An 11,311-nucleotide genomic window follows, 5' to 3' on the forward strand; every position below is an offset into this window, starting at 1 on the left:
CACTAAGATTGATAGAAGCAAGCTTCCATCGCTCTTCGTTCGACTTGCATGTGTTAAGCACGCCGCCAGCGTTCGTCCTGAGCCAGGATCAAACTCTCCAAGATATCTTGAAGCTATTTGAATAGCTCATTATGTGTTGTCGTTACATGTATGTAACTTTGAATTATGGTTGGTTTTGACTTTGTCAAAACCCGCACTCTGGCATATGTTCAATCATATGATTGATTACCTATCATTGTTCAGTTTTCAAAGATCTGTACCAGTTAGACCAGATATCATCTAGCTCCGAAGCACTTTCGCTTGAAGTGTTTCACCAACTGGCGACTAGATTATAATAACATGTTGACCATTCAGTGTCAAGCACTTTTTATAATCTTTTTTAGAATTTTGTAATTACCTCTATGTGAGGGATTTACATAAAATTCAAAAATAACTAACAAAGAATCTAGATTGTATCTAGTGTTTCCTCATTAAGAAACAGTCGCCTCAACGACTGTATGGTTATTATAGTATAAACCACATACCTATGCAACCCCTAATTCTCATTTTTATAAAACTTCACTTTCAACTCATTTTCCAAGAAAATATATTGATTTTACGCAATCTATTTTGTACAATATACTTAACTTACGATGATATACATGAATACCATACTTATAAAGATATACATATCATATTTTTTGGGGTATTTCCCCCGTTCTTTTAATACTATATAAGGAGAGATATATGAAATTCTCAAAACGCTTATTCACCAAAACAGTTGCTTTGGCCGCTATTTGTGCTTCTGTGGCTACAGCAAGCTTTGCAGCACCACAAGGATCATTTGATACATCTGAAATCCATGTCACTGGTCAGGCTTCCCGCTCTGTGGCGCCTACCTATGCAATACTCACACTAGGCATTACAAGTGAAAACACAAATATCAACGCCGCTAAGTCAAATAATGATCGCATCATGAGCGACCTTATTAGCAGACTTTCAAATTTAAATGTTGCAAAAAAAGACATTTACACGTCCAATATTTCAATCAATCCTACTAATGATTACCAAGAAGGCAAACGCGTTAATACAGGATACAGAGTATCTAACCTTGTAACAGTTAAAATCAACAACTTGGATAGTGTAGGTAAGGTCGTAGACGCAGCTGTCAATGCTGGTGCAAATGACATAAACAGCCTTTCATTCCAAAACGACACATCTCAACAACTATCCGATTCTTTAACTACAGAAGCCATTCAAAACGGCCAACACAAGGCTGAGGTAATTGCTGCTGCTCTAGGCCGCACCTTAGGTCCTGTAAAAACTGTAAACATTAGCAACACAGAAACAAGTACATTCGACCAAGGCTATTATCGCAGTGCCAAAGTGCTTGCTGCAAATCTTAGCACTTCTACACCTGTTGAAAAAGGATCGTTAATCGTATCTCAAGATGCAGATATTGTATACTATCTACAATAACAACTATTGTTTATAGATTGTTAGTTACATGCTATGTCCATTACGTTTTAGCAACATAATCGACTACGGTCTATAATCAATCACTTTCAAACAACAAACATAACAAAAGACCGTATAACATACGATACTAACCATGTTATACGGTCTTTATTTTTGTATTATTTTGTAGTGGATTCTGGCACAACACCTTCGTGAACCGCCACAATGCCACCAGTTAATTCAGTATAGGTAGCATTTTCATAACCTAGAGATTTCCAGATTTCTAAGATTTCGCTTTGATGAGGATAGCGACGCAAGGATTCAGGCAACCAGGCATAGGAAGAATTATCCTTACTTAATTTGCCTATAATAGGTAATATATAGGAGAAGTAGAAATTATATAATTGCTTGAACCCAAATGCACTTGGCTTAGCTAATTCCAAGACTACCACCTTGCCGCCTGGTTTTACAACGCGTTGCATTTCGGATAGCACTTGTTTAATATCAGGTACATTACGCATTGCAAAGCCACTCATAGCCGCATCAAACGTATTGTCCGCATAAGGCAATGCCATCGCATCACCTTGGACCAAGTTCACTTGGTCTAACAAATCCGCTTGATCCAAACGCTCACGACCTTGCTCTAACATTTCTGCATTAAAGTCTAATGCTTCTACTGTCAAAGTCGGCTCTTGGCGCAACGCTTCTTTCGTAAACACACAAGTACCACAAGCTACGTCCAGCACATGTTGATAAGGTCCAATATTCATTTCTTTAACGGCGAACTTACGCCAGAAATAGTCTTGCCCAAAGCTGAGCAATGTATTCATCAAATCATAATGTTTGGCAATATTAGAAAATACACCTTGCACAAATTGTTCTTTGTCTTCATACGTGTTAAATTCTTTAGTATTCATGGTACCCACTTTCATAATCAAGAATATCACATGTTGACAGTATACCATAACCAACGATGACATTCTAGAACTTAGACGAATTCTAATATATATACTATATATACAAAGAATTACAAAATGTTCACATAGAAAAAAATGCATCATATAATTAGTATTTATCTATTGAATTATAACAATGTTCGTTATATAATGACATATGTCTTTTCTATGAGGATTTATTATTTCTCTTCGATAAACGACAGAATTCATTGTTTTATGTAGTCTAATTAAGTATTGGAGTCTATTATGAATCGATTTATGAAATCCATTAATAGAGTCAGCCTCATCCAACAAATCATCATCGGTATGATTATCGGTATTTTGACGGCTCTCTATGTCCCTGATATTGCAAACGAATTATCGCTATTAGGGGTATTATTTGTTGGTGCCCTCAAAGGTATTGCACCAATCCTTGTATTCTTCTTAGTCATCGCGGCGATTAGTAAACATCGCTCCGGACAAAAAACAGGTATGGGCTCCGTAATTACGCTCTATCTATTAGGTACATTCCTTTCTGCTGCACTTGCCGTACTCGTGAGCTGGTTCTTCCCAACCACATTACATCTAGCAGCTAGTGCCGCTGATGCAGCGCCTCCACAAGGCATTGCGGAAGTCATGAAAACTTTACTCAAGAATATCGTTGATAACCCTGTAAAAGCATTAATGTCCGCTAACTACATCGGCATTTTAGGCTGGGCTCTTATCATCGGTGGTGCTCTACGTCATGCACCTATGAATACAAAAGAGGTAATGGAAGCCATCTCTCAAGCAATTACGACTGTAGTAGGTTGGATCATCCGCTTCGCGCCTCTTGGTATCATGGGTCTTGTGGCTGATTCCATCGCAACAAATGGTATCGAAGCACTTATCAGCTACTTCCAACTTCTCGTATTACTCTTAGGCTCCATGATTTTCGTTGCCTTGGTAATCAATCCACTTTTATCCTTCATCTACTTACGCCGTAACCCATATCCATTGGTGTTCAAATGTTTGCGCGAATCAGCTATCTATGCGTTCTTTACACGTAGCTCCGCAGCCAACATTCCTGTCAACCTTGACTTGGCTAAACGTTTGAAACTTAACCCTGATATGTATTCCGTATCCATTCCATTGGGTGCGACTATCAACATGGGTGGTGCTGCAATCACAATTACTGTTATGACATTAGCTGCTGCTCATACATTGGGCATCATCGTGGATGTACCTACAGCTATCCTTCTATCCGTTATCGCTACTATCGGCGCTTGCGGCGCTTCTGGCGTAGCAGGCGGCTCCTTGCTTCTCATTCCGTTGGCATGTTCCCTATTCGGTATCTCCAACGATGTGGCTATGCAAGTAGTAGGCGTTGGTTTCATCATCGGGGTATTACAAGACTCCACAGAAACAGCACTCAATTCTAGTACAGATATTCTCTTCACTGCTACTGCAGATTATGCAAAACGTGGCTATCACGAAAACTGGGATTAAACCATCATATAGAACAAGACGATCCATGAGGTCGTCTTTTCTTTTTGTGAAAGTTTACCCTTGCGCCAACTTTCACTAATAACAAAAACAATATATTTTCTATATTGATTATTTTCAATATAATAGGGTATAATATATTTAATAATAATAACTATTACTAGATATATATAGAAAGGAATCAACATGAAACAATACGATATTATTGTAGTGGGTACAGGTGGTGCAACCATCGTTGCTGACGCTGCTATAAAAACAGGTAAAAAAGTAGCTATCATAGAAAAAGGTAAATTTGGCGGCACATGCCTAACTCGCGGTTGTATTCCTACAAAGGTTATGGTAACAGCTGCGAATGCTGTACAAGAGGTAAAAGAGTTCGGCAAAATCGGCGTCAATGTTGGCGATGCAACAATGGATTGGGCCACTGTAGCTAAACGTACATGGCATATGATTGACAAGTCTGCAGGCATCTATGATTACTATAACGCGTATGACAACGTAGATGTATATCGCGGTGCTGCAAGCTTTGTGTCCGATAAGGTGATGAACATCCACCTTAACGATGGATCTGGCATCGTAGAAATCACAGCTCCAACCATCGTTCTTGGTACTGGTGGTTATAGTAACATACCAAATGTACCTGGTCTAAAAGAGGCAGGCTTCCTTTCTAGTGAAAGTTTATTTGGCGATAAGTTTCCGAAACAACCGTACAAATCCCTTGCCATCTTAGGCGCTGGTCCTATCGGCGTAGAGTTCGCTCATGTATTTGACTCTGCTGGTACCGACGTAACAATTATTCAGCATAATGTACGCCTAGTACCAAAGGAAGATGCGGATATGTCCGAGCATCTCCTTAACAATTATAGAGAGCGTGGTATTAACATAATTCTAAATCAAGATACCGTAGAGGTTCGCCAAGAAGATGGCTTAAAAGTTGTCGTTACAAAAGATCGTACAACAGGTGAAATCACAGAAACTAAGGTGGAAGAAATTCTTGTAGCCGCTGGTATCCGCCCTGCTACCGAAGAGTTACACCTTGAAAATACAGGTATTGAAACATGGCCAAAGGGCTGGATCAAAACAAATGAGTTTCTTGAAACATCTGTGGACGGCATCTATGCGTTAGGCGATGTGAACGGCGAACCTGCATTCCGTCATCGCGCAAACTACGAAGCGGATATCATTGCACATAATCTTTACTTCGCCAAAAATGAAGCAGATTTCCGTTGGGCTCGCTACGACGTGTTGCCAAAAGTTACCTTCTCCTATCCTGAAATCGGTAGCGTAGGTCTTACCGAAGCAGAAGCAATTAAGGCTGGTTACAATGTAGGCACAGGCAAAAACTTCTACTCCTCTACTGCCAAAGGCTATGCTATGGGCATTAATCCTGGTGATGTAAACGACGGCTTTGTAAAAATCGTGGTCGACAAAGATACAAACCATATCCTTGGTATTCACGTAATCGGACCACAAGCCTCTATCCTATTCCAACCATACGTTAACCTTATGAACAGCGGTGTAACCCCATTGACAGCTATCAATGAAGAAATCGCATCTGAGCGCACAAAACGATTGCGTAAAAAAGGTATTATGCGCAATATGGATCCTAGATCCGTAATCACCGTAGGTGAAACAATGAGTCCACATCCATCTCTTATCGAGGTTATTATGTGGACACAAGCGTACTACGAAAACCGTTGGTAATCGATTGTACCTAACAAATGAAATAGGGAGTCAACATCATTAGATATTGACTCCCTATTTTTTATATTATTTTTTATCCATAACGATATCATGGCCCCATACGAGGTTCGTACGGCGTTTGTCAAAACCTTGATCTGGTTCTGGAGGTAATTTTGTTGCTTTACTTTGTTCAATGTAAGCACCTGTATTACCATCAACAGTCACTACTGTTTTCTTACCATTTTGATGCATTGTTACATAGTAATTAACTTTACCATTGTGAGCTTCAACCTTCCAGCCCTTCATAACAGCATCTGCACCTAATTGCGCTTTAGCAGCTGCTTCTGCTTGAGATGGTTCGATAACTTTATCTTTGTTGAAGATTTCACCAATAACGCGTTTAGGTTTGCCACCTTCGCTCATATCGGATTGATTACCAGTGATGATATCAATCTTCATTTTGTATTCGTGATATTTGCTATATCCAGTTACTTTGTAAGCATAGGCCAAATCATTGGAATTCAATTCTACAGAATGCAATGCTGCATTAGGGAAACGATTTTGGAAAATCGTACCAATTTCGCTCATTGTCATAACAACAGATTGACCAGGTGCACGTTTAATTGTAATATCTGTGCTTGTTTCTGGTTTAGTCTTACGCGCTTGTGCTTCATACGGTGTGACTACTGAAAAAACACCAACGGCCAACACGCCAGTCATAACCAAAGATAGTAATTTTTTATTCATTATAATCCTCCCAATAGTAATCGGATTCTACAAACTTGTATTTTTATTTATATTACAGCTAATAAATGCTATAAGCCTTCATTAGAGGCTAAACGTTCTTCAACGTCAGTCATCAGCAATTTATAGCAAGTGGCTACTAATGGCACGCCTATAATCATGCCTGTAACACCCATCAAACTACCGCCTATGATAACAGCGGCAAAGACCCATAAGCCAGGTAACCCTACGGAATTACCTACGATTTTTGGGTAGATCACATTGCTTTCAATTTGATGTAAAACTTCTAGAATAATGACGTAAATCAACGCATCCATAGGGCTAATGGTAAGCAATATAACTGCCCCCATCAAGCCGCCTACATATATACCCACTAATGGAATTAAACCGGTGAGACCAATAACACAGGCAATGGTCGTAGCATAGGAAATATTACAAATCCATAATGTAACGCCAACCATGATACCTAAAATCAAGGCATCGATAAACTGTCCAACAAAGAAACTACTAAATGTTTGAACAGCAACCTTGGTCACATAGGTTACACGATTCACCCACGTATCAGATGCATAGGCTTTCAAAATACGCTTACCTTGCGACATGAGGCGTTCCTTATCGAGTAGCATGTAAATGGCAAAGATAAGACCTAATGCAATATTTACGGTCCACGAAAGAATCGTGCCCATCGTATTCACCACATAGGTGCCACCCTTGGTCCCCCATTCACGCGTATAGTTAACTATACTTTCACCATTCAAGGTATTTAATACCGTAGGGTTCGAGGCCAATGGAACGGTATTACTTAAATGATAAATCCATTGTTGAAAGTCTAGATATAGCTGTGGTGCTGCGGACACGATAAGTGTAATAGAATGCACTAACTGCGGCACAGCCATACGGGCAATAAAGTACACAATGAGACTAATCGTCACAAATGATAGGATAATGCTCAACGGACGACGAATCTTATACCGCCACCCCGATTTGATACGCGGCCATAACCAACGTTCATAGCGGACGACGAGAATATCGAGGACAAAGGCCATGCAGGCACCTACGATAAGCGGTACAAAGGCCGTTATCAATGCATCGATGCCCGATGCTATATCGCTAATGCGCAAGGCCACCAATATCATGAGTCCTGCAAGGATAATCGCGCCGATAAGCTCCTTATAATATTTAAATTTTTCCATACTAATAACTCACTTTTACTAAACACATGGTAAGTATTGTACACAATGTAAATGAAAGCTATATGACAACGATCAGATTATATATGTACAGTAGTATTTCTAATAGATTTAGTATAACACAAAAGTCCATCTTATCGCACTCAAAATATATAGAGAGACGAAAAGATGGACTTGTATGGGCTTAGATTAAATTGAGAAAGCTCAAATTAGCGGTGAATGAAAACGTCTACACGACGGTTTTCAGCTTTGCCGTTTGCAGTTGCATTAGTAGCAACAGGTTTTGCATCACCATTAGCGATACCGATCAAACGGTTAGCATCTACACCATTATTTACCAAGTATTGTGCAACATCTTGTACACGGCGTTCGGACAAGCCAATGTTGTATTGAGGGTTAGCATCAGTATCAGCATTGCCCAACAATTTTACTTGGTCGTTTTTGTATTGGTTAGCAGCGTTCAATGCAGCTTGTAAGTTAGCACCTTGGTCTGCACGAGGAACGTCTTGGTCAGAATCGAAGTAGATGGATTGTACATAGTAATCAGCTTTAGCTGGTTTTTGTACAGGTGCTGTAGTGTGTTCAACTACAGGAGCTGGAGCTGGTGCTGGAGTTACAGCGATAGGTTCAGCTTTTTCAGCGCCACCGAAACGGTAGGACAAGCCAACTACAGGACCTTGGAAGGATACGTTGTGGTTATCAGTTGCTTTTGTATTTACATAACGGTAACCAGCATTGATATCAAGATCATCAGTTGCTTTGTAACCTAAACCTGCTTCCCAAGTTGTAGTTTCTTTTGTACCGATACCAGCTTTGCCGTATACGTCTACTTTAGAACCTAAAGCAGCTTTACCGATAATACCAACTTGAGCGATATTGTTTGTATGGTTGATAGCATCGCTATGAATGCGACCAAAACCACCATACAATGCAAAGTTTTTGCTCAATGTTTGAATCAAGTTTACTTCTTGCATGTTGGAATCAACATGTTTAGAGTTCAAACCATGGTAACCGTATTGGATAGCAGTTTTGTCGCGCAATGCGTGAGTGATATTGCCATCGAAATTCCATTTGTGAGCAGCTTTAAAACCGTCTGCTTTAGTTTCAACGCTTGCAGCGCCAAGATCAACTTGAGTTTCACCTTTTGTAAATTGTGTTTGTGGTGTAGCACCTACAACAGAAATACCCATTGTAGCTACAGCCAATAATGCTACTAATTTTTTATTCATTGTATTATTCCCTCCATTAATCACCCTTACACACATAAGGGCTTTTTTAACGATAATTCTATTGTACACAACTCTTCGAAAAAAATCAATATTTCAATGAAACTATCATGAATCTGTGCTGCCTCTCACATAAAATTCTATAGAATGTGATATACTGACAATAGAATAGTTGTACATAGTTATAAGGAGGAACCATGAGTAAAACAGCCTATGTAGTACGTCATATCCACTTTGAAAACGCCGGTATTTTAGAACCTTTATTAATAGAACGGGGCTTTTCTTTAAAATATATTGAGGCGCCCCTTGCCGACTTTAACCAGTACGATGCAACGAAGGCAGATCTTGTCATCGTTTGTGGTGCCCCTATTGGCGCATACGACGAAGAAATCTATCCTTTTTTGACCGATGAAATCAAATTTATTAAGGCCCGTATCGATAGTAAAAAACCATTGCTCGGCATCTGTCTCGGTGCCCAACTTATTTCCCGCATCATGGGCGGTCACGTAGGACCTATGAGCCATGGCAAAAAGGAAATTGGCTTTGGTCCATTGCGTTTTACTGCAGAAGGTCAACATACACCACTAGCCCTCTTAGGCAATACGCCGGTTCTACACTGGCATGGCGATGAATTTGACATCCCAGAAAATGCGGTTCGCCTTGCCGAAACAGACCTCTGCCCTAACCAAGCCTTTGCCATCGGCAATCATATTTTAGGATTGCAATTTCACCTAGAGGCAGATCCAACCGTTATTGAAAGCTGGCTTGTGGGCCACTGCGCAGAGCTATGTAATGCAGGCATTGATATTCCTAAGATTCGAGAAGATGCACGAGTATTCTCCGAGTCACTACCTGCTGCAGGTAAAAAAGCTATGACCGCATGGCTAGAAAGCAATAACTTATAATTAATCTCATAAACATACTACAGCCCCAGTCCATCTGGGGCTTACGTCATGTGCGTATACATATAAAAGAGGCATCGACCACTACTGGCCGATGCCTCTTTATATTCATATATATATCCCTTACATATATACGTGAAATTGATGATTTTTACAAATAACACGTTCCCCAACGTGTCATTTATTCCACATCTGTATTGTATACTATTCTTAATTAGTAGGCAAGAAGTTTTTCATAAAACTTTCATAAACTATTTTAAAAGTTTCAATGTACCTATACCACCTTATGCTGCCAGGAACCACCTATAAAACGTATGTAGGCGCAAACAAGCCGTAACGATTGATCTAGGCATAGAGAGATCCATGCCCCATATAAGCCTAGACCTAATGTAATACATAGCACATAGGTAATGATTGGGCGAATAACGGCAACACTAATTAATGAATATTTCATGATGTAAAAGGTATCACCTGCACCTTTCAACACACCTGCAAAGACCTGCTGTAGTGCTTGAGGAAAGGCAGCAATGGCCATAATACCCATCAATGCTGTAGCCAGTGTGACAACCTCGCTTTCACGAGTATAAAATTGTACGAGCAAATGACCAGCACTAATAAAGATGAGCGCGCTAACGAGTCCTACAAAGAGCCCCATGCGAGCGCCGATACGACCAAAGGCCTTCGCTAAATCAGGCCGTTTATGCCCCAAGTTTTGACCCGTATGAGAGGCGCCGGCAAAGCCAAGGCCCATGGCGAAGTAGTAGAATATATCCATCAAGTTCATACACACATAATGCGCAGCCAACGGTACGGCACCAAGGGAGGCAACAATCATGGTATACGTATACATACCAAAACGTTCAAAGAACTGTTCTCCTAATGAGCTGCCCCCTACATGGAACACCGTATGAAGTACGGAACGTTCAAAGCGCCATTTTGACGGATGCAACAAGGTGAGACCAGTCTTGGTATGTTGCGAGATTGCTCGCAATAACAATGCTGCGATAACGGCACTACTGATGAGCGTCGAAATACCAGCGCCCATAACACCAAATTCTGGGAAAAAGGCAATACCATAGATTAAGAAGAAATTCATAATCGTATTTAAGATATTCCCTACCACATTGGATTTGAAGATAACCTTGGTATTACCATAGCCGATGAGGGCGCCCCCTACAATTTGGCTAAAGGACTGGAACACAAGGCTCATGACAATAAATCGACCATACCAAACAGCGGTTTCAATATAACTATCCTCTGCCCCAGTAAATCGCAAAATATGCTCTAAATTAAATAAGCATATAGCGAGCAATGGAATATAGATTAAAAAATTCAGTAGAATGGATTGCTTTAACACCGCATTCATACCATCTACATCACCTTCACCATGACGGCGGGCAATAATTGCGGTTACTGCAATCGATAAGGCACGGCATATGACGAGCATAACCATTTCTGGTTGTCCCATAATACCTACCGAAGCCAGTGCGGAGGCCCCTAAAGAGCCTACCATGGCTAAATCAATGGCCGTCATCAGCTGCATCATGAGCCCTTGTAAAGTCGCAGGCCACGCAATTTTTAAGTATTTATTATATAAGTTTTTTGTAGTATCTACCGGTCCCAGTCGATCCTTCATCGGTAATATGGTATCTACTGAAAACCAGCGTTGTAATGATGTTAACATAATGACTCCCAATAACAAACCCAAA

General features: G+C 40.3%; 9 protein-coding genes and 1 rRNA gene. 4 read left to right on the forward strand and 6 right to left on the reverse strand.

Annotated elements, in window-relative coordinates:
* A 16S ribosomal RNA gene (locus O3598_RS09365) occupies nucleotides 1-104 on the reverse strand; the annotation flags it as partial.
* A 622-nt stretch (nucleotides 105-726) separates the two neighbouring features.
* Between O3598_RS09365 and O3598_RS09370 the strand changes: the two genes are divergently transcribed.
* Nucleotides 727-1,458: an SIMPL domain-containing protein gene (locus O3598_RS09370; RefSeq protein WP_005383646.1), complete on the forward strand. Its 732-nt coding sequence runs from the start codon at nucleotides 727-729 to the stop codon at nucleotides 1,456-1,458.
* Between the two features lie 158 nt (nucleotides 1,459-1,616).
* Here O3598_RS09370 and O3598_RS09375 read toward each other — a convergent pair whose 3' ends face one another.
* Nucleotides 1,617-2,354 carry a ubiquinone/menaquinone biosynthesis methyltransferase gene (locus O3598_RS09375; protein ID WP_005377285.1) on the reverse strand — a complete coding sequence of 246 codons (738 nt, stop codon included), beginning with the start codon at nucleotides 2,352-2,354 and terminating at the stop codon, nucleotides 1,617-1,619.
* Between the two features lie 285 nt (nucleotides 2,355-2,639).
* Here O3598_RS09375 and sstT point away from each other — a divergent pair, with 285 nt between their 5' ends.
* Together sstT and O3598_RS09385 are read left to right on the forward strand one after the other, a co-directional pair.
* The gene (sstT, locus tag O3598_RS09380) at nucleotides 2,640-3,860 is read left to right on the forward strand and encodes a serine/threonine transporter SstT (RefSeq protein ID WP_316112609.1); all 1,221 of its coding nucleotides are present in this window, start codon (nucleotides 2,640-2,642) and stop codon (nucleotides 3,858-3,860) included.
* A gap of 183 nt (nucleotides 3,861-4,043) precedes the next feature.
* The gene (locus O3598_RS09385; protein ID WP_371442165.1) at nucleotides 4,044-5,561 is read left to right on the forward strand and encodes a dihydrolipoyl dehydrogenase family protein; all 1,518 of its coding nucleotides are present in this window, start codon (nucleotides 4,044-4,046) and stop codon (nucleotides 5,559-5,561) included.
* A 66-nt stretch (nucleotides 5,562-5,627) separates the two neighbouring features.
* Here O3598_RS09385 and O3598_RS09390 read toward each other — a convergent pair whose 3' ends face one another.
* From O3598_RS09390 to O3598_RS09400, 3 genes are all read right to left on the reverse strand, one after another.
* Nucleotides 5,628-6,287 (reverse strand): PepSY domain-containing protein, encoded by a 660-nt coding sequence (locus tag O3598_RS09390; RefSeq protein WP_287501045.1) that lies wholly within the window; start codon nucleotides 6,285-6,287, stop codon nucleotides 5,628-5,630.
* Between the two features lie 68 nt (nucleotides 6,288-6,355).
* Entirely contained in the window at nucleotides 6,356-7,477 is a 1,122-nt protein-coding gene (locus O3598_RS09395; protein ID WP_038124180.1) for an AI-2E family transporter, read from the reverse strand.
* Between the two features lie 206 nt (nucleotides 7,478-7,683).
* The gene (locus O3598_RS09400; RefSeq protein ID WP_371442166.1) at nucleotides 7,684-8,703 is read right to left on the reverse strand and encodes an OmpA family protein; all 1,020 of its coding nucleotides are present in this window, start codon (nucleotides 8,701-8,703) and stop codon (nucleotides 7,684-7,686) included.
* Nucleotides 8,704-8,897: 194 nt separating this feature from the next.
* Here O3598_RS09400 and O3598_RS09405 point away from each other — a divergent pair, with 194 nt between their 5' ends.
* Nucleotides 8,898-9,605: a glutamine amidotransferase gene (locus O3598_RS09405; protein ID WP_371442167.1), complete on the forward strand. Its 708-nt coding sequence runs from the start codon at nucleotides 8,898-8,900 to the stop codon at nucleotides 9,603-9,605.
* 271 nt (nucleotides 9,606-9,876) lie between these two features.
* Here O3598_RS09405 and O3598_RS09410 read toward each other — a convergent pair whose 3' ends face one another.
* Nucleotides 9,877-11,286 (reverse strand): MATE family efflux transporter, encoded by a 1,410-nt coding sequence (locus tag O3598_RS09410; RefSeq protein WP_371442168.1) that lies wholly within the window; start codon nucleotides 11,284-11,286, stop codon nucleotides 9,877-9,879.
* Nucleotides 11,287-11,311: the final 25 nt, after the last annotated feature.

This window comes from Veillonella atypica (assembly GCF_041431435.1).
Taxonomy (GTDB): Bacteria; Bacillota; Negativicutes; order Veillonellales; family Veillonellaceae; genus Veillonella; species Veillonella atypica.